Below are 19,499 nucleotides of genomic sequence, written 5' to 3' on the forward strand. Positions count from 1 at the left end.
GGATGCTTCCCTTGACTTTGGAGGCACACGGACAGATTGGCCGTCGGCGAATAGGCAGGATCTAACCTACCCACGTTATTCAGGTGAAACACGGTAAACCCGTATCTCCGCCCGGCAGCGGGCAGGCCGACCGCAAGGAAAGCTGTTGGGGGTACGGGCAGAGGATGTCGGAGAAAGCGAATGCCGGGCTGTAATCGCTCGGATAGGGGTTGCGGCTCGCCAACATTACCCTACCCGAAAGGGAGCAGACTTCCGACGGGTCTCTCGTCGCGAGAGAATGTGCAGAACCCTCGAAGGAGGACAGGCAAATGACGGTCGCAACAGTGACTGGTGCGGCCTCCCGCGAAGAGGTGAGTTGGGGCCAGATTGACTGGCGCAAAGCTTACCAACACGTGCGACGGCTGCAGATGCGTATCGCGAAGGCAGTTCGGGAAGGTCGTTGGGGCAAGGTGCAAGCCTTGCAGCGGCTGCTGACCCACTCGTTCAGCGGCAAGGCACTTGCTGTGAAACGGGTCACTGAAAATCAGGGAAAGAGAACACCCGGAGTGGACCGGATCATCTGGGACACACCGGATAAATGCGTCAGAGGATTACTGTCGCTCAGACGGCATGGGTATCGCCCTCTGCCGTTGAGGCGGGTATATATCCCGAAAGCAAATAGCAAGAAGCTGCGTCCGTTAGGTATTCCGACGATGAAGGATAGGGCTATGCAGGCACTTCACCTGCTTGCCCTGTTGCCTGTCGCGGAAACTACGGCAGACCCGAACTCGTACGGTTTCCGACCGTTTCGAGCCACACGTGACGCGGCCCGGCAGTGCTATATAGCCCTGCGCGGACGTGGAACGGCGGGATGGGTCTTAGACGCAGACATTGCTGGCTGCTTCGACGAAATCAGCAAGGACTGGCTCATCGCCAACATCCCCATGGACAAGGTGGTGCTCCGGAAATGGCTGGACTCCGGTTACATACAGGAGGGTGATTGGCACGCGACACGAGCGGGAACTCCGCAAGGGGGAATAATCTCGCCCACGCTCGCCAACATGGCCTTGGACGGAATGGAAAAGATGTTACGGGATCATTATGGCCCGAGACATCGAAACATTCGGACCAAGGTCCACTTGATACGTTACGCCGATGACTTCGTCATCACAGGTGCTTCGGAAGAGGTGCTTGAGGAGGCGAAATCTCTAGTCGAGGAATTTTTATCAGAACGGGGCCTGTCTCTGTCTGAAGAAAAGACTCGCATCGTGCGGGTCGAGGAAGGCTTCGACTTCCTCGGCTGGAACGTGCGCAGATATGATGGGCACACCCACATCAAACCCGCCAAGAAGAACGTGGTGGCGTTTATGCGCAAGATCCGAGCGATCATCAAGGCTGCCGCCGATGTGAAGCAGGAGGATCTGATAATGCGGTTGAACCCGGTCATTCGGGGATGGACGAATTATCATCACAACCAGGTGGCGAAGGAGACCTTCCGCAAGGTCGAGCATCTCATCTGGAAGTGTCTCTGGCAGTGGGCGTGTCGCAGGCACCCTGATAAGCCACGTCGTTGGGTGAAGTATCGCTACTTCGCCCGCGAAGGCACGCGGGACTGGGTGTTTCGCGCAGGCGTGAAGGACGATGCCGGAAACATCACGTTCTGGCGTTTGCTCCACGCATCCGACGTTCCTATTCGTCGCCACTGCAAAATCCGAGCCGAAGCGAATCCGTTTGATCCGATGTGGGACAGCTACTTCGCTGCAAGGCGCGGTCTGCCATCGGAAATTACGGATCGGCCCGGTGAATCCGCATACTCTACCGATACACAGGAACTGGCGGCTCTGGTCAAACAGGGCTTAGCGGAGGCTTGAGCTGTATGCGGGGAAACTCGCACGTACAGTTCTTAGGGAGGAGCGACCCGGCAACGGGTCGTTCCTACCCGACAGGACACGCCTGCCCGCGAGGGCCGTAATCCGTCGACCGGCGCAACGATCGCGATCGCGGCTTCCAAGAAGCTTACCTTTACGCCAGCCAAAGCCATCAAGGACGTCCTCAACGGATGAGCGGAGCCGTCGCACGGCCGTGCCGTAAGTCGCTAGACGAGGGGGCTTACGCCCCCTCCTCCTCGGCCGCGAGTGCTTCGTTGCGCTGGCGGATGAGGTCGGCCAGTTCGGCTTCGAGCGCCTTGCGCTCCGCGGGCGTGAACAGGCATTCTCGCAGCTCGGCGCGCAATTCCTCGATGGTGTCGACAGTCATGAGGGCGTCTCCGATTGAAAGGAAGAAGGCCCCGCCTTGCGGCGGAGCCCTCTGGCGGGAGCCTCAGTCCCGGCTCGGACGGGACCAGATCAGCTGCAGGCCTTCCTCGCCCTCCACCTCGATCAGGGTGGCGTAGATCGGGGCGGGGAAGCTCGGGTCGTCGAGCTTGACCGAGAGGTAGTCGCGGCCCTCGTTGGAGACCTTCTGCCAGGCAGCGCCCAGATCCACGCTACCCGAGTAGACGCGGAACTGCGGTCCCTTGTCGGAGGGGTTCTCGACGCGGACCAGTTTGGCCTTGACGTTGAGGTTGAGGGTCTTGATGGCGCCGGAGAAGCCGTTGCCCGTGGAGGTGAAGGTGCCGATGGTAGCCATTGTCTTATTCCCTTGGTTTTCTCGGGCCGCGCCTATCGCGACCTCGATGGCGGTCGTGAGACCGGAGGCGATCGACCCGCACCCGGAGGGCCGCAATGCAATGGAGGGCGACCGGCAGCGACTTTCTTGAACCGCGAGGAATGACGGCGCAGCCGTCAGGGGAAGAAAGTCGAGGACGGGCGTTGCGGGGACAAGATCGAGAGCGCGCGTAGCGGGATCGGCCTTCGGTCAGACCAGCCTCTATCGAGGACGCAGATGGAGCGCCCGTCGCGAAAACGTAAGGAATGAAGACAGGCGTCCGTCACCCGCCACATCACGGAGCAATGCAGGCGCGGCCGCATGGAACGCTCCTCCTCAACGAAGCCGCATAATGGCCGTGCATCCTTCCGAGAAGGGACGGCTCGTATCAGCAACCTCGGGAAGCCCGGCAGCGTCGCTGCAGGAAGGTCGACAGGGCCGCATCCCGTGGTGATGTCGATCTACCCCCGCCGGCCCGATCTACTCACCGATCGTCCGGGGCGCAGCAAGGCCAGCGATCTGGCGGGTCGAAACCGGGAGTGTTGCCTCGGCGGCTGCGTCGCGAGACAGGCGGGGCCTGCAGCGTTGGTGATCGGACGGGCGGAGCGGCGTGTACTCCGCATCGGACGACTGAGCACTTTGTGGATCGAGGAGGACCGACCGCCCTCCCCTTCAAGGAACGGAGCAAGCAGCATCAGGCGGCGTCACGCTCGCTATTGCTCTGCGGCTGCAAGCTGTGGAGATAAGCAACCGCCCGCTGCGCATGAGCGGCCGCGGAGAAGATTGCCCGCCGGTCGTTAGAAAGAATCGAGAGCCAGCTGGCCAGATAGGCTGCATGATCCGGCCTCGGCTCGAGCTCGGGGACGATGCCGAGATCGGCGCAAACGAGCGCCGACCCAATTTCCGCGACGAGCTCTTCCCGCGCTCTCTCGCTGCGATCTTTCGCGTAGCGGCTCAGATCGCGGCCGACACGGCGAGCATCCGCGGTCCAATGAATGTGTTCATGGCTCATCACTGCCACGTATGACGCGGCATCACGGAAGCTCTCGAATATCGGCATCTGAATGTTATCGCTCGATGGTGAGTAGAACGCCCTCGAGCCGCCATGCCGGATCACGGAGCCGGTGTTGGCGAAGAAGCGATCGGCGTGCTCGATCCGCTCGACCGGATCAAGGATGGGCACCGGCCGGCGATAAAAGTGCTCCGGCAGGTTTTGGATTTGCTCGACGTTGAACACGCTGTAGGTCTTGAGAAACGGGATATCCCGTTCAACCTCGCCGCCCTGTTCGTCGGTCTCGGTTTTCGTAAACCGGCTAGCATAGATGACGGTTGATCCCGATTCGCCCTTGCGAACATGGCCGCCGAGCTCGATCGACTGCTTGAAGGTCATCCAGATCGGCGACGTGAAACCGCGCATCAGTCCTTCAGACCACAACAGCAGCACATTCATGCCCGTGTACGGCTCGCCATTGTGGCGCAGCGGACGGGTGATCCGGCCTGTCGCATTGCCGGCGCTCCAGGGCTGCACCCAGGGGCGCACGCCCTTCTCCAGATCGGCGACGATGCGTTCGGTGATCCGCGCATAGATGTCGGCGCGGCCGCCTTCCTTCTTCCCACTCATTTTCCTGAACCTCCGTCTTGGAGCCGCGCCCATCGCGGCCGTCACGGCGGTCCGTTGCCGGGGCATTCAGGGGGACGGCGCACCGACCGGGGTCCCCATTGCGCGAAGCGCGATGGGGTGGTCATGGGCCGCAACGAAGTGGAGGGCGGCGAAGCCGCTGCGCCGGCGTCCGGCCCTGGCAGGACCGACGGCCGGGACGGCCGCGCGGGGCGCGCCACCCCTTCTTTTCAGCCTGATCCGGCCTTGCTCTCTTCCAGCATCAGGGGCCGGAAGATTGACGCCGCTCGGAAGGATGATGGGGAGACGTTTCCGCTGAGCGCATTCGGGGCGGCCGCCCGCTTCTCCGATTCGGTCCATCACGCAAGCGATTCTTACCAGTGGCGCCAAATATTCGGCGCGTCTCCTCTTAATGCGAACTAGACGGACAAAAGATAGCCTTGCGAGGCGGCATCGCGATTCGGATGTGTCGCTGATTTCGACCGGCGCAGGGGGCAATGGCGCAAGCGGCACACAGGCTGGAACTGGCGGAGATCGAGCAACATCGCACGATGCCGCACAACATCGAGGCTGAACAGGCGCTGCTCGGAGCGATCCTGATCAACAATGCCGCGTTTTATCATGTGTCCGATTTCCTGAGACCGGACCATTTTTTCGAGCCGCTTCACGGCACGATTTACGAGATCGCGAGCGGGTTGATCAGTGCGAACAAGACGGTCACCCCGATCACCATCAAGACCTTTCTTCCCACCGATCTCGATATCGCCGGGTTGTCGCCATCGCAATATCTCGCCCGGCTCGCTGCGGAAGCGACCACGATCATCAACGCAGCAGACTACGGGCGCACGATCTATGATCTCGCGCTCCGGCGCGAGCTCATCAATATCGCGGACGACATCCGCAATGCAGCCTTCGAGGCGACCATCGATTCCGCGCCAGCGGAGCAGATCGAACGGGCCGAGCAACGCCTCTATGAGGTCGCCGAAACCGGACGTTTCGGCGGAGGATTCGAGACCTTCGATTCGGCGCTCTCCCATGCCATCGACCGGGCGGCACAAGCTTATCAGAGCGACAGCAAACTCTCAGGTCTGCCGACCGGCCTCAATGACCTCGATGCGAAGATGGGTGGCTTGCAGCCGTCCGATCTCATCATCATCGCCGGTAGGCCGGGCATGGGTAAGACGGCGCTGGCGACCAATGTCGCCTACAACGTCGCACGTTCATATCGGCCTGCGGCGGCAGACGACAGCTCGCGGAAAGCTGCTGCCGGCGGGATCGTGGCGTTCTTCTCGCTCGAGATGTCGTCGGAGCAACTCGCCACGCGCGTCATATCGGAGCAAGCCGAGGTATCGTCATCGAGCATTCGCCGCGGCGCCATCGATGAACGGGAGTTCGAGCGACTTGTCGACCGCCGCAACGCGATGCGCCGCATCCCGCTCTATGTCGACCAGACCGGCGGCTTGACCGTTGGCCAATTGGCGGCGCGCGCAAGGCGTTTGAAGCGGCCGCGCGGGCTCGATCTCATCGTGATTGACTATATTCAATTGATGCAAGGCCGGACGCAGCGCGTTGCGCAGAACCGTGTTCAGGAGCTCACCGAGATCACAACTGGCCTCAAGGCGTTGGCCAAGGAACTCAACGTGCCCATCATCGCACTCTCCCAACTCTCCCGCCTGGTCGAGAACCGGGAAGAGAAGCGTCCGCAACTGTCGGACCTGAGGGAATCGGGTTCGATCGAACAGGATGCGGACGTCGTGCTGTTCGTGTTTCGTGAAGAGTATTACCTGAAGAACAAGGAGCCGAGGCCGGGCACTGAAGAGCATCTGAAGTGGGAGGCTGATCTTGCGACCGCGTGCGGCAAGGCGGAGATCATTGTCGGCAAACAGCGTCACGGGCCCACGGGCACGGTGATGTTGTCGTTCCAGGGCGAGTTCACGCGCTTCGCAGATCTGGCGGATGATCGGGTCTGAGCGAGCGACGTGACAATGGCCTCTCGTTCGGAACGGCCTTGGTCATGTCGACGAAGAGAGATGATTGGCGGGGCCCGAAGCCCCGCCTGCGGGCTCAGCCGAACGCCGCCATCTGGAGCTCGGCTGCCTTGCGGTCAACGGCTTGGCCGGGATTGTCGACCGGACGCTCGAAGGGTTTCCAGGCCTCCCCGACGACCTGCTCGTAGGCCGCGACGGCGCCCTCGGCCGCCATGCGCAGCGCGTGCGACTGGAGGGCCATGTCGGCGGCGAACTCGCGCTTACGCTGCGCGGCACTGTTGAAGCCGACCGGACCGTCGAGGTCCTCGTCGCGGGCGTCATTGCCCGCCTTGGCCGTGGCGTCGCGGGCTTCCGTCACCGCGCGGGAGTAGAACTGACCGGCACCGTGGGCGGAGCCGACATAGGCGCCGACGATCCGCTGCAGATGGATCTGCATCGCGCGCTCCCCGAGGCCTTGGTTGAGGGCGTTGGCCGTCTCGACGATCAGGCGCTCGTGGAGATCGCGGATGCCGTCGCTATCGAGAACAGGAAGGCCGAAGCTCTCGGAGATGCGGGTGGCCTGGGCGGCGTCGGGGCAGGCGAGCCTGATCATTTCGAGGGTGGTGCCCTTGCGGAGCTGGACGACCTTGGCTGGCCGGCGGGAAACGCGAGCGGTCTTGGTCATGAGAACATCCTTTCGTTCGGTTTTTCCCTGAAGGCTTGGGCCGGCTCCTGCCGGTCCTCCCTTCGGGTGCGATCGGAAAAAACCGGCGGAAATACGGGCGCTTCAGGGTCCGGGGCTGCCGGATCGAGCAGAGCGGGTTTGCGGACAAGCAGGGCTTTCAGCCCTCGCGCGGGACGCGGACCCGCTTTGCCGAGATCGGCGGTCCCGGCCGCAACGCGGCGCGATAGCGGCCTTGAAGCGCCCGGCCGCCGGTTTACGAGCGCGACAAACCCGAGGGGAGATCGGGCGGACCGGAACGATGAAGAGAAAGCCGGACGGCAAGGATCGGTATGACCTCCCGCGAACTCGTGCGTCGCTCCAGGTCAAGAACGACGGGGACAACTTCCTCAGAGTCAGGTGCTTCTGTGCGCGTCCAGACCTCTAGCCCCCAGAGCCAGATGCTGCCCTCGATCTCGCCGTGGTGCGCAATATTCCGCGACTGAGATTCGGCGAGGCGGCGCACGAGCGTTTCCATGTCACGCGCGCGAGGTAGCTCGAACGCCGCGATCGTCGTCATCCATGGTGCCGCTCCCCATGGCTGCGCGACCGCACAGCAAGGCCGGGCCGATTGCACGAGCCGCGAGCATCGTGCCGATTGGAAGGAAGCCCGTTGCGAAGGCAGTACGCCGCAATGGCCGCATCCTGGCGGGCGAGCTTGCGGGACAATGCGTCGATCTCCGGCTGGCATTCCGCCGTGATTGCCGCAAGACCCGCGCGGTACTGCTCGAGGAAAGCACTTGGACTCCGGCGCCCAGCCCCGCCGATAACCGACGCGTTTCGGCTTCAGCTGCGGGATCAGCGCTGTCATCCGCCGCGTGATCTGGCGGTCGATCAAGTCGAGCTGACGCTGAATCTGTCGCCGTGCCTCCTGCATGCGATGAAGGAGCGCGAGGGGATCCGGGGATGGGCTCATGTTACTCTCCCGGTCTGCCAGCCGACGAAGTCCGAGGGGCCGGCATAAACGTGATGCCGGTTCGGGTCGATCACGAAGCCAAAGCGTCCGACCTCATACTCGGCGGACGGAACGAGGAAACGACGCTCCTCCGTTCCAGCACCGCGCCTGCCGCCGGGCGTTGCAACGCACTCCACGAAGCCATTGCCGTGACTGGATGTGATCGCCGAGATGACGATCCAGTCGTTGGCATGTGTCAGCTCGAAGCTGCGACGATCCTTCTCGTAGGATTCTCCGGGTGCGAGCACGGCGCCGAAAATCGTCTCCCACGCGTCCGGCCATGAATTCTTGATCGTGTGCTCGGCGCAACGGCGCTCGAACGCAGTGAAGAGATACGGAAAGGTGATCGCGACGATCGCCCATTCGGCATCCTCCTCGTACCAGCCATCCTTGGCCCGCAGTATGGGATGGACCTTACCGTTTCGCTCGGCCGAGAGTTTGAAGCCACCGTGACCAGCGGTGGAATGCGACGTGACACCTTTGGCATAGACGGTCGCACCCTGCGAAGCGCCCCATGGCGTGTGAACGTGCGAATGCGCTTCGACGCGGCCAAACATCTTGCACTCGCGTTGATGCTCGGCGCTTTCGAGAACGCGAGCACGGAATGCCGCTTCATCGGCAAGCACGCCGGAATGGCCGTAGAAGTCGCCACGCCTCCATTCGTCCATGGGGCGGGAGATGCGCCATGCCGTGGCGAGATAATGCCGGCCATCGCGGGCGGGCGCCATCGCGAAGGCCGAGTCGCCAACGAGCGCGACGAGAAGACCGTCGGCGCTGCGTCCAAAGGAAACCCCCGGCAATCCGGGGGCATCGTTGTCTATGCAAGCGGGAGAAGACGGATTCATGCCGCAGTCCTCCCCTCGATGATGTCAGCCCCGACCTCTTCCGCTGTCACCTCTTCGCGCACCGCGTTCGGATAGCCGTGGCGCGTTAACCACTCCTTCGTGTCGGCCTCGTTGGTCCCGAGATAGACGAGCTCGGCGCCGTCACCGGCACGGTCGAACACGCGGACCGACCCGATGGCCGGACGTTCGATGATGGTGAAGTCGAGCTTCGAGTCCAACGAGAACGTCCGATGCACGCGGATCGCGGTGACACCGCCGGCGCCAAAATCTGCCTCGTACAGTGTGAATGACGCCGAGAGCGAGATGTTGCCGACACCTCGCTGACCCTGATTCCGGATCAGCCGGCCCCGGCTGTTGCTGGCCTGCCAGGCCGCGAGCTTCTTCGTGAAGCGCGTCGGCGGCCGCGGCGTGCCGTCCGACCAGGTGACGATCGAGCCGATGGGTGCGTTGTCGAAAATCCTGTGCGCGGACATTTTGTCCTCCATGTTTGCGCGAATGTGGAAACAGAACCGCCGCCGGCAGTGGCCGACGGCGGCAGATCGTCCGGAAGAAGAAAGGAGGTCAGCTGTTATTCAGCCGCTTCCCTAAACGGCCCGACCTCTTCCTCGGTCGGGTCATCGGCGATGCCATCGACTTCGTCATCGACCTCATCCGGATCCTCAGCGGCATCGGCTGCCTTCGTGCTCGCCGCCAACCATTGGGAAAGCTTCGTCGAGTCCGGTGCAAAGAGCGCGGCGGAGTGGACGAAGCGTCCGTCTTTGAAGTGCTCGGCGAGCGCTGCGCGGGTGTCCTTCGCGCGCTGGCGCGGAAGGACCGGCGTGTCCTTGCACGAGGCCTCGAGCGCGGGGCGCGACAGGCACGAGAGAAAGTCTCCGGTACCCATGTTGGGCAGGAACTCGTCCGCGCCGATCATCGCACCGGCAATACGGGCGACGATGCCGCTGTTCGTAGCGTTTTCCCGGCACGAGAACACGTCGATGAGCATGGCGCGCGCTGCGATCCGCAGCGTGTCCTTGTCGAAGACGGGCTTGCCGTCGCCGTCGAGGAGTGCCGCCGTATGCTTCGCCAGGCGGCTATGGCCGTTCTGGAAACCGCCGCCTCCCATCGTGACGGAGACGTTCTGGCCGGCGAAGGCAAGGAGTAGCAGCGCCATCAACGTGTCGTCCTCGATCGGTGCACGGTCGAGCGCTTCGCGCAGCGCGTCGGTCCGGTAATCGCCGATCATCTCGATACCCTTGCGCGTCACATCGGGACGGGATTTCGGCATCGCACCGGTGTCGTCCGGTGCGCTGTCCGAACCGGATGCGGCCTTGCCCTTCGGCTTCTTCGCTTCGGGCATGCGGTAATGCACCGTCTGCACACGACCCGCGCGGTCGAGATACATGGCAGCGCAATCGGACTTCGTCGGCTTACCGTGGACCCGCTCGGCCTTCGGCGGAAGCTTCACCTCGCCCCAGTTCGTGGTCTCGGCGATGACGCCCTTCTTCGGCAGGTTGTTCGCCATCCACTCGTGCTGCGCGCCGAGAAAGGCCTCGACGTCAGTCGTGTAGCGGCTGTCCTCGTCGGCCGGAGCAAACAGGTCCTCGACCCACTGGATTCCGTAAGCTTGCGCGAGCTCGTCGCCGAAGCTAGCGTGGCGGGCATACATGCGCGTCTTCTGCAGGCCCTGGGCGACACTCCACCAAGCCACCTGCGGGTCCGCCTTCGATGGCTTGTGCTTCTTCCAGACCTCCTTCTGCTCGTCGAGTGAGGCGGCGGCGATGGTGCGAAGCTGCTGCTCGTTCGGCATATCGCCCTTGGTCATGTGGTCGAGCATGGCCGGCAGGACATTGGCGAGCAGGCGCAACTTCCTGATCTGACGAACCGAAAGCGCCAGCGCCACCCCGATCGCCTCCTCGGTCCAGCCAAGCGCGACAAGGCGTTCGATCGAGCGCCATTGGTCAACCGGGTTGAGCGGCTCGACAGCGATGCTCTCGACCATCGAACGCATGGCGCCGTTGTCGTTTGCCGGCTCGTCAACGAGCACATCGATTTCCGCGAGGCTCGCCGCGATCGCCTGCTTGACGCGGCGATGCCCGGCATTGATGACGAAGCCGTTGCCGCCGCCGCTGTCCGGCGTGATGAGGGGCGGCTGTACGATACCGACGGCCTTGATCGTGGCCAGCAGCAGCGCGTCGGCCTGCGGGGTGGATTTGGTCTGGCGCAGACGGTCGGGGTTCTCCTTCAGCGCGCGCGGATCGATCTTCATGAGCTGCATGGGAATGCTCCTTTTGGGGTTGCGGACCGGCTCGGCCGGCCTTTCTCGTCTTCTTCCCGAAGACATCCCCCCGACCCGCGGAGCGGACGGGCCGGTGCAACTGCGGCCGAGCATCCCTGCCCGGCAGGCCGAGCGGGGCCAAAGCCCTGCGCAGGACGACGGGCCGGGCTCGCGGAGGCGGCGGTTGAGCTTTAGCGTCAGCGGCCCGCCCGTTCTGCGAGCGGGCTTTTTCCTCTTTTTCTCCTCTCAACCCCCTACCCGGCTCGGCAGCGCGCACAGGACGATAGGGCGCGCTGGGGCGCCTAAGCCGCGATCGCCCTCGCCTCGCCTGCGCTCTCGACATCCGCCCCAAGCGCCTTCTCGATCTCGGCGAGTTGCCGCCGCTTATCGGCGAGTTCGCCGGCGAAAGCGAAGTCGCCGCCCTCGCGCGACTGATAGGCCGCAAGGCGCCGCCATGCATCGGCAAGACGCTGCCGAAAGCGCTCCCGTTCCCCCTCGAAATCACCCAGCGCGTGCTCGAGGCGCGAGACCGCGCCAAGGGCCGTCACCGTGACCGGCAGCTCGATCTCGTATTCGGCAGCGGTCCGCAACAGCATGGTGGTGTAGCGATAGCCGTCCCGACCAAAACGCTCGCCGGCATATTCGAGGTCGAAGCCACCGATCGAGGCGATGACGGTCTCGCCTTCCTGCTGAAGCTGGACGAGGGTCAGGATTTCCTTCATCAGCGCGCGGCCGGCCTCCTTGCGCTCGGCATAGCGCTTGTCCTTTACGCACATCGCGAAGGCCTCCCCCGCCGTCGGCACAAGGTGTTCGATGTCCTGTCCGATGTCCGCGATGCGCCGGGTCGCGTATTCGATCTCGCGCTCGGCGTCGCGGATCTGGCGGCGAACGGCATGCTGATCATCGACATGAGCGGCGCGCAAACGCTCCAGCCGGGCGATATCGGCCTCCAACCCCGCCTTCTGCATCAGGCGCGGATCGCCCGAGGCGATCGCCTTGGCCATGGCGAACTGGTTGGCCTGGCCTTCGCCCAGGTCCTCGAGCCGCCGGATCGACGTGTCGCCCGACAGCGCGGCCGCGATGAAACGAGCCTTGCGCTCGTTGTTCTGCCACATCGTGGCATCGAGCGAACCCTCGGTCGCATAGGCGAAGATATCGACCTCCTCGTGCTGGTTGCCCTGACGCACGATGCGGCCCTCGCGCTGCTCGATCTGCGACGGCAGCCAGGGCACGTCGAGGTGATGCAGCGCCTTCAGGCGCAGCTGCGCATTGACCCCGGTTCCCATCGTGTCGGAGGAGCCGATCAGGAAGTGGACCTTGCCGGCGCGCACGTCGCCAAACAGGCGCTGCTTCGCCTCTGACTTCTTGTAATCCTGCATGAAAGCGATTTCCGATGCGGGCACGCCCATGCGGATGAGTTCATCCCTGATCCAGCGATAGGCCGAGAAGCCGCGGCTCTTTTCGACGCTGATCGTGCCGAGATCGGAAAAGATCATCTGCGCGGCGCCGGGCCGCTCGAACGGCTTGCCGTCTGGGCGCAGATAGGTGTTTTCCGCGGTCTCCTTCCAGATGCGGAAGGCGTTCTCGACGAGATTATTGAGCTTGTTTTCCGGCTCGTTGTCATTGTCCGAATCGACCAGCCGAAGGTCGATCGCCGCGTGGCGGCCGTCGGTGATGACGGAGAGCAGGATGTCATCGCCGGGCTCCGGCGGCCGATCACGCATCTCGATCGCCTTGATCCGCTCGTCGAGCAGGACCTGGTAGCGTCTGAAGGCCGGCGTCGGCCTGGACGTCAGGATCTGGCGCCGTCCGGTCGAGATCGCCGGTACCTTGACGTATTGCCGCAGGTCGTCCGGCGTCACCACGTCCGCGAAGGAGCGGAACATGGCGATCAGCTCGGGCACATTGACGAAGGTGGCGAAACGCGTGACCGGCTTGTATTTGCCGGAGGGCTGAAGCTCCAGCTCGGTCGAGACATCGCCGAAGGTCGAGGCCCAGGCGTCGAACTCGTGCAGGCCGCGCTCCAGAAGCGCGGCGTAGCCGAGATAGCGCTGGACGGAGAACATCTCGCCGAGCGTGTTGGTGATCGGCGTGCCGGAGGCGAGCACCAGCGCCCGACCGGGGTTCTTGGTCTCAATGAAGCGCGACTTCACATAAAGGTCCCAGGCGCGCTGCGAGCCGTTCGGATCGACACCCTTCAGGGTGCTCATATTGGTCGCGAAGGAGAGCTTCCTGAACTCCTGTGCCTCGTCGACGATGATCTGGTCGATGCCGATCTCGGAGATGGTCAGAAGATCGTCCTTGCGGGTCGCAAGCGACTCCAGCCGCTCCTTCAGGCCCTCCTTCAATCTTTCGAGCCGCTTGCGCGAGACCCGATCATCGCTTTCGACCTTGGTCAGCAAGGTTTCATAAAGCTCCAGCTCGTCCTGGATCATCTGCTGCTCGAACACCGAGGGGACGGCGATGAAACGGAATGCCGAGTGCGTGATGATGATGGCGTCCCATGTCGCCGTCGCCGCACGCGACAGGAAGCGCTGCCGCTTGTCTTTGGTAAAATTGGTCTCGTCGGCGACGAGAATGCGCGCGTTCGGATAAAGCGCCAGGAACTCGCGCGCAGCCTGTGCGAGGCAATGGCCGGGCACGACCAGCATCGCCTTGGCAATCAGGCCGAGCCGGCGCTGCTCCATGATGGCGGCCGCCATGGTCATGGTCTTGCCGGCGCCGACGGCGTGCGCGAGATAGGTCGAGCCGGCCGAGACGATGCGCCAGATGCCGCGCTTCTGATGCCCATATAGAGTAAAGGCGCCAGAGGCGCCCGGGAGCTTCAGATGGGAGCCGTCGAAGGCTCTAGGCGCGATATTGTTGAAGCGGTCGTTGTAGAGGCGCGCCAGCCGGTCGGTCCGATCCGGATCGGACCAGATCCAGCGCTGGAAGGCATCCTTGATCTTTTGCAGCTTCGTTTTCGCTGCCTCAGTGTCGATGACATTGAGCACGCGCCGCTCACTGTCGCCGTCCTTGATGATGTCGAAAATCTGCGGAACGCGGCTGTTCAGCGCATCCGCGAGAAGCTCCCCGGCATGCCGGCGATCCGTCCCCCATTCCGACGTGCCGACCGCCATCCAGGCGAGCTGGCGTGCCTCCACCGTCCAGGAGGCCAGTTCCGGCATGTGATGGATTTTGATCTCGGCATCCATCGTCTCCTTGACGAAGGCGACGATATCGGCGGCCGGAGTCCAGGGCGCGCCGAGCCGCGCGGTGATGTCGGAGGGGCGCAGATCTGCAGGCTGCACGCCTCGCAGCGCCGTGACGTTGCACTCATAGGAGGGGTCGAGCGCCGACGCCGCCTCCGCCGCCTTCAGCTTGTCACGAACATGCCCGGACAGATAAGCATCAGTCGTCTGCCACGATCCGTCCACCGGATCGCGGAAGATGGCGGTGCCGAGTTCGGCGACGACATCCAGCGCGCCGCGGTGCAGGAGCTCGGCAATGTGTTCGACGTCGACACGTCCGCGTTCGTTGAGCACGACGGCGAGCGCGTCGGCCGCGCTGGTGATCACCGGCGCCGCTGGCGGCGAGATCACCCGTTCGGTGAAGATCGGGCCGGGCTTCGCTGTATTGGTCTCGACGTCATAGTCCTCGATGGACGCGACCAGCCAGCAATCAGGATCGTCGAGGAATGGCTGAATGTTGGGGCGGCGATGCGTTTCGCGCACCTCGCCCGTTTCCTCGTCGTCCGCCATCGAGACCGTGGTGAAGTTGACGGGGCCGAAGTCACGAACGAAGTTCGACCAGGCGATGCGCAGCCTGACCTGGGCCTCCTTCCATGGCCGGTCGAACTCTTGTGCCTTCAGCACCTCGCGCACGGCATCGCGGATCGGAATCAGCTTCCTGATAATCCGGACGTGCTTTTCCGGGATTCCGTCGGCGCTACGGCCTTTGCGCACCTTCACCGCGACGGACTGGCCGCCGAGGACCTGCATCAGGCCCTGAGCCTTGTCGAAGAAATAGCTGCCCTCGCGCACATGACGCTCCGACGGCAGATCGGCTGCGGCGTGATCGCCGGCGTCATCCAGATCGGGATCGATCACCTCGGGTTCGCCGTCATAGATCGCTTCTGGGAGGAGATCGATCGCGGCGATAAGTGCCGCGTCGAGGTTCTCGCCATCGCGAGCAAGGCATGTGTAGGTCTCGCCGAAGGGGCCGGAGGTGAGCGCGTGCGTACCGAGCACACATTCCGGATGATCAGCGAACCAGTGGTTCACGCGGATAGCGCCTTCATCATCCGTCGCGGGCCGGACCTCGGCGACATCGAGCCAGGACCGATCGCCTTCGGGATCGCCGATCTTGCGCTTGCGGAAGAACAGGATGTCGATGACGACATCGGTGCCGGCGCTGGCGCGGAAGCTGCCCTCGGGCAGCCGGATGGCGGCGACCAGATCGGCGGTCCTGGCGATGTGCTCGCGCGCCGAGCTGTCCGCCTTGTCCATCGTTCCCGAACTGGTCACGAAGGCTGCGAGCGCGCCGGGCTTCAGCAGGTCGATCGCCCGCGCGATGAAGTAGTCATGCAGGCGCAGGCTCATCGACCGGTACGCACGATCCGATCGCACGGTGCGATCGGAGAAGGGCGGATTGCCGATGGCGAGGTCAAAGCTCGCGGGCAGCTCCGTGCGCGCGAAATCGCCGACGATGATCCGGGCCCTCGGTTGCAACAGGCGCACGATGCGGGCCGTGACTGGATCGAGCTCGATACCCGTGACGTGCGAGGCCTCGCGAAATTTCTCCGGCATAAGCGCCGGAAACAGCCCCGTGCCGATGCCGGGCTCGAGCACGCGGCCGCCGTGCCAGCCGAGATGTTGCAGGCCCGCCCAGATCGCGCGGACAATGAACTCGGGCGTGAAGTGCGCGTACTGAGTACAGCGCGCGAGCGAGGCATGGTCGAGATCGCCGACCGCATCCTCAAGGTCCGATCCGATTGCCTCCCACCCCTCGCGAAACTCGGCCTCGCCCGGCCGTCGGAACACGAAGTTGGCGAGCTCGGACGCGCCGAATCCGGTGAAGCGGATCAGCTGCTCCTGCTCTTCAACGCTCGCCGGCCGCTGATCGGCTTCGATGGCGGCAGCAAGCCGGATGGCCGCGATATTGTCGCGCGCGCGATTCTTCCAGCCCTTCGTCAGGGCGCGATCGCCGACGAGATGGAAGTTCGCGCCGCGCGTGCGGCGAGCGGATGACGCGGAAACCACGGCCGCCGCGACTCTCGTCGCGGGGGCCGGCGTCGATGGATCGGGATCGTCATCATCGCCTGGCCGGGCGGCGAGGCCGCCGGCGAAAGCGGTGACGCCAAGGCCAAGGCCGGACGACAGCACTGTGTTGCCGAAGAGGTCGAGGGTGAAGGGATCGTCTTGCGCCATGGGAATTACTCCTTGTGATGAGGGCGCGTGCCGTCGCCCCGCCGAGCTGCCTCGGCGGGTGCGCATGGTCACGTGATGGGGGATGGGAGGGGCTAGCGCGCGATGAGCGATAGCGAGATGTCGGTCTCGCTCAGCTGCATGCGCAGATGCGTGTATCGAAAATCACGATTGACGAGAGGGATGAGCCCCTCGGCCTCGATGAACTCGATGCCGTCGTCGCCGCCGAAATGGCGGCGCTTGTAGTCGAACCAGTCGGGATTGCCGACCGGGTGGCATTCCTCGGAATAGACCACGAGCGGACGATCGCCCTCGCTGAGCTTGCCGTTCGACATGATGTAGACGCCATTGTCCCCGACAAGCCAGAGGCCGGGCTTCTCGCCCTCACCAGGTTTGACGCCATAGTAGGGATTGCGAAAACCGCCATTGGCTGCGGCGTCGGATTTTCCGCGTTCGATCACCGTGCGGACGGCGGAGATGGGGAATGTGAACATCACCACCTCCCTCACGCCGCGATCGCGTCAGGCAGGTAGCGCAGATGCACCGGCAGTTTCGCAGCGATCTCCGCGTCGGTCAGCTGTTCGAGCAGCTTTAGCACGGTGCCGCGCTGGCCGCCGTAGACCAGCACCGTGCGCTTGCCGCGCAGATGCTCGGCCCAACGTTCTCCGGCATAGCCGCGATAGTCATCATGCGCGCTCGACCAGATGTGCTCGAGCCGCTCTTCGCGCGTCATTGCCTTCAGGGGCCGCGATTCGCGTTCGATGATCGCGGCGCGCAGCCGATCCGGCGAGCTCTTGTCGTGGAGATCGCAATAGCCGTGGAAGGTGCGCGCTTGGCCGTCGATCGTCAGCGCGAAGAAAACGCTACTGATGCTGCCGGTGAGAAACTCGCGCATCGCGAACATGTCGGCACGCATCCAGAGCGGCGGCAGGATCTCGAACATTTGGTCGTGGTCGGCCTGGCCGATCTCGAACCATTCACCGCGATAAAGAGCGCTGTCGTCGTTCTCGGAGCAGTTCGGCCGCTGTGCGTGGCGATCGAACATGCGGAACATCTGCCGGCGGTCGGCGATGCCCTGATAGACCTTGCGGATCTGAGAGAGGGTCATGGGCGGGCTCCTTTTGGCCTCGTCGGGCTGAAGCGCGGCTCATCCTCTCGATCTCGCCATCGTCTTCAGCCCTTCCTGACCCCTCCTCCGCCGCCGCCTCTCCGACCGGCCGGGTCAAGGGCCGCGGCACGCGGGCGAAGCTTCACCCTTGACGCGGTCGGCGGGCATGCGGCAGCCGGGTGTTCCTTCTCCTCACCTCCTCTCTCTATCTTGCTGCTCGGATGCAGCTGTTCATTCCAATCCTCCGGCGCGGGCCGCAGCCGCTCATAGTCGCAGCCCACCTCCTGCGCGACGGCCGCGAGGCGGTCGGCATAGACCTCTCCCTGCCGGTTGTTATCGGTCGCGGCGACGAGCCGCGCGCCCGGCCGCGCGCTCAGCGCTCGAGTGGCAGCGACCGTGGCTGGCGCCCAGCCGCCGCCGGTGCTGAGATAAAGAGTATCCGGCCGCTGGTCTTCGATCGCGGCGAGGCTCATGGCGTCGATCGCGGCCTCGGTGATGCAGAGCCGGCTTGCGTTCGCCGGCCCGAAACGGAACAGAACCTTGCCGCCGCCGCTGGCGAAGCTGCGCCACTGCGGACCGCGCTCCTCCCAGCCTGTGACCACGCCATCATTATCGAGATGCGCCGCCCACATGCTGCCGTGAGGGCCTTCGCGCAACCGGTCATGCCGGATCGCAGCGCGGATGACGGCTTCCGGGAGCCCGCGCTCGTCGCGGAGATATCGCCAAGTCAGCGAACCCGGCCAAGGCTTGCGCCGCGTGCGCCAGCGATCAGCAGCAGCAGCAGCAGCATCGTGCGCGCGGGATGTTCGTGTCCAGACGGGCTCCGCCGGCACAAAGCCAACCAGGTCGGAGACTCGCTGTAGCACTTCCGGAAACGAGATGCGGTCGAGATGCTCCACCAGCGAGAACACGTCGCCTCTGGCGTCGGACAGTGCGTCGAACCAGCCCCTTCCCTCATGGATCACGATGATGATGTCGCTGCCGCGGCGATATTTGACCGCCTTACGCGTGCTCTCCTTCAGATCGATCGCAAATCCCGCCTTCTCGAGCACGGCGGCGCAGGCCACGCGATTCTTCAGCTCTTCGATATCCTTTTTTTCCATCTCCGAATCCCGGCGATGCCGCGCCGGACCTTTCCCATTCGAATTCTCTTCTCCCGCACCTTGCGGGACCCACTCGCCCCTGCCGCGAAGAGCGAAGGGGGCAAGGGCGCGGCTGGCAATTGATGAATTATGCGGGAGCATTCGACGCACCGGGCCGGCCGGCCGCGGCGCAGCCTCCCTTGCCGCCTCCCGCTCGCAAGCGGCACACAAGGGGAAAACCCGGCTCAATGAGCCGGGCTGCACTCGTGCGGATCGTATTCGTGCATCACGATCACGTCGGCATCGTCGAGTTCGTCGCTCGGCATCACGCCGTATTCGCCGTCGACCTGGAAGAGCGTGACCGGGACCATCAGGGTCCGGGCGAGCTCAAAGGCGCTGGACTGAGCTAGGGACAGATCGTGCGACATTTGAGGGCTCCATCGTGAGCGAGGCCGATCCCCGCTCGATGGCGTCCGTCAGTGTCCTCAACCGGCCGCGATCACCGCGCAGCCGAAGGCGCAGCGGCGGCATGCTCGCATAGCCGACCCCGTGCGGGTTGATCGTAGAAGGCCGGGCGGAGGACCAGGAAAGCCATCCATGGAGAGCGGGATCGAGGCTTGCTCCGAGTGGTCAGCGCCCGCCAGCGCGCTCTTTTCCCGGCTGCAGATTCAATGGCGTCGCCCTCGGCTATTGGCCCCGCGTCACGGATCAGGTCAAAGCGAGGAGATGTGTTAGCAGCCGCAACTGATATTGGCGCTGCCGTCATCAGTCGTCACCACGGATGCCGTTCGGCGTCGAATCTCGTCGTCGACGGTTGCTGCCTGGATCACGTCGGAGCGTGCGCGCGGTCCGAATTTCGGACAGAAGCGCAGACCGCCAGAAGGAGTAAGCGGCAACGATCGTCACCGGAGGCGGA

At 64.0% G+C, this 19,499-nt stretch carries 15 protein-coding genes and 2 pseudogenes; 3 read left to right on the forward strand and 14 right to left on the reverse strand.

The genetic code is table 11. The features are described from left to right. The first annotated feature begins 308 nt into the window (after window positions 1-308). The gene (ltrA, locus tag MTX23_RS35330; RefSeq protein WP_280978574.1) at window positions 309-1,850 is read left to right on the forward strand and encodes a group II intron reverse transcriptase/maturase; all 1,542 of its coding nucleotides are present in this window, start codon (window positions 309-311) and stop codon (window positions 1,848-1,850) included. Window positions 1,851-1,922: 72 nt separating this feature from the next. Further along, window positions 1,923-2,042 (forward strand): annotated as a pseudogene (locus MTX23_RS35335) (HU family DNA-binding protein); the annotation flags it as partial. A gap of 46 nt (window positions 2,043-2,088) precedes the next feature. Here the strand turns inward: MTX23_RS35335 and MTX23_RS35340 are convergent. From MTX23_RS35340 to MTX23_RS35350, 3 genes are all read right to left on the reverse strand, one after another. Then, entirely contained in the window at window positions 2,089-2,235 is a 147-nt protein-coding gene (locus tag MTX23_RS35340; protein ID WP_280978573.1) for a hypothetical protein, read from the reverse strand. A gap of 63 nt (window positions 2,236-2,298) precedes the next feature. After that, entirely contained in the window at window positions 2,299-2,607 is a 309-nt protein-coding gene (locus tag MTX23_RS35345) for a DUF736 domain-containing protein (protein ID WP_280978572.1), read from the reverse strand. A 712-nt stretch (window positions 2,608-3,319) separates the two neighbouring features. Next, window positions 3,320-4,246 (reverse strand): zincin-like metallopeptidase domain-containing protein, encoded by a 927-nt coding sequence (locus MTX23_RS35350; RefSeq protein ID WP_280978571.1) that lies wholly within the window; start codon window positions 4,244-4,246, stop codon window positions 3,320-3,322. Between the two features lie 494 nt (window positions 4,247-4,740). On the opposite strand from MTX23_RS35350, the gene MTX23_RS35355 reads away from it, so the two are divergent. Further along, entirely contained in the window at window positions 4,741-6,213 is a 1,473-nt protein-coding gene (locus tag MTX23_RS35355; RefSeq protein ID WP_280978570.1) for a replicative DNA helicase, read from the forward strand. Window positions 6,214-6,307: 94 nt separating this feature from the next. Here MTX23_RS35355 and MTX23_RS35360 read toward each other — a convergent pair whose 3' ends face one another. The 11 genes and pseudogenes from MTX23_RS35360 to MTX23_RS35410 all read right to left on the reverse strand — a co-directional run bounded on the left by MTX23_RS35360 (window position 6,308) and on the right by MTX23_RS35410 (window position 19,011). Next, window positions 6,308-6,895 carry a hypothetical protein gene (locus MTX23_RS35360; protein ID WP_280978569.1) on the reverse strand — a complete coding sequence of 196 codons (588 nt, stop codon included), beginning with the start codon at window positions 6,893-6,895 and terminating at the stop codon, window positions 6,308-6,310. 253 nt (window positions 6,896-7,148) lie between these two features. Next, window positions 7,149-7,451 (reverse strand): hypothetical protein, encoded by a 303-nt coding sequence (locus tag MTX23_RS35365; protein WP_280978568.1) that lies wholly within the window; start codon window positions 7,449-7,451, stop codon window positions 7,149-7,151. Continuing rightward, a pseudogene (locus tag MTX23_RS35370) lies at window positions 7,448-7,847 on the reverse strand (hypothetical protein). The gene MTX23_RS35365 and the pseudogene MTX23_RS35370 overlap by 4 nt, the downstream one beginning before the upstream one ends. After that, window positions 7,844-8,731, reverse strand: coding sequence for a hypothetical protein (locus MTX23_RS35375; RefSeq protein WP_280978567.1), 888 nt, complete (start codon window positions 8,729-8,731; stop codon window positions 7,844-7,846). The pseudogene MTX23_RS35370 and the gene MTX23_RS35375 overlap by 4 nt, the downstream one beginning before the upstream one ends. After that, window positions 8,728-9,204, reverse strand: a complete 477-nt coding sequence (locus MTX23_RS35380) for a hypothetical protein (protein ID WP_280978566.1) — start codon at window positions 9,202-9,204, stop codon at window positions 8,728-8,730. Before MTX23_RS35380 ends, MTX23_RS35375 begins: the two co-directional genes overlap by 4 nt. Window positions 9,205-9,299: 95 nt before the next feature. Continuing rightward, on the reverse strand, window positions 9,300-10,988 hold the full coding sequence (locus MTX23_RS35385) for a ParB N-terminal domain-containing protein (RefSeq protein ID WP_280978565.1): 1,689 nt from the start codon (window positions 10,986-10,988) through the stop codon (window positions 9,300-9,302). Between the two features lie 302 nt (window positions 10,989-11,290). After that, on the reverse strand, window positions 11,291-16,396 hold the full coding sequence (locus MTX23_RS35390; RefSeq protein WP_280978564.1) for a DEAD/DEAH box helicase family protein: 5,106 nt from the start codon (window positions 16,394-16,396) through the stop codon (window positions 11,291-11,293). Between the two features lie 92 nt (window positions 16,397-16,488). Continuing rightward, the gene (locus MTX23_RS35395) at window positions 16,489-16,887 is read right to left on the reverse strand and encodes a DUF3085 domain-containing protein (RefSeq protein WP_280978563.1); all 399 of its coding nucleotides are present in this window, start codon (window positions 16,885-16,887) and stop codon (window positions 16,489-16,491) included. Window positions 16,888-16,898: 11 nt separating this feature from the next. Continuing rightward, window positions 16,899-17,501 (reverse strand): DUF1419 domain-containing protein, encoded by a 603-nt coding sequence (locus MTX23_RS35400; RefSeq protein ID WP_280978562.1) that lies wholly within the window; start codon window positions 17,499-17,501, stop codon window positions 16,899-16,901. 65 nt (window positions 17,502-17,566) lie between these two features. Continuing rightward, window positions 17,567-18,604: a DUF3991 and toprim domain-containing protein gene (locus tag MTX23_RS35405; protein ID WP_280978561.1), complete on the reverse strand. Its 1,038-nt coding sequence runs from the start codon at window positions 18,602-18,604 to the stop codon at window positions 17,567-17,569. A gap of 224 nt (window positions 18,605-18,828) precedes the next feature. Continuing rightward, entirely contained in the window at window positions 18,829-19,011 is a 183-nt protein-coding gene (locus MTX23_RS35410) for a hypothetical protein (protein ID WP_280978560.1), read from the reverse strand. Window positions 19,012-19,499: the final 488 nt, after the last annotated feature.

The sequence above is a fragment of the Bradyrhizobium sp. ISRA436 genome (assembly GCF_029910015.1).
Taxonomy (GTDB): domain Bacteria; phylum Pseudomonadota; class Alphaproteobacteria; order Rhizobiales; family Xanthobacteraceae; genus Bradyrhizobium.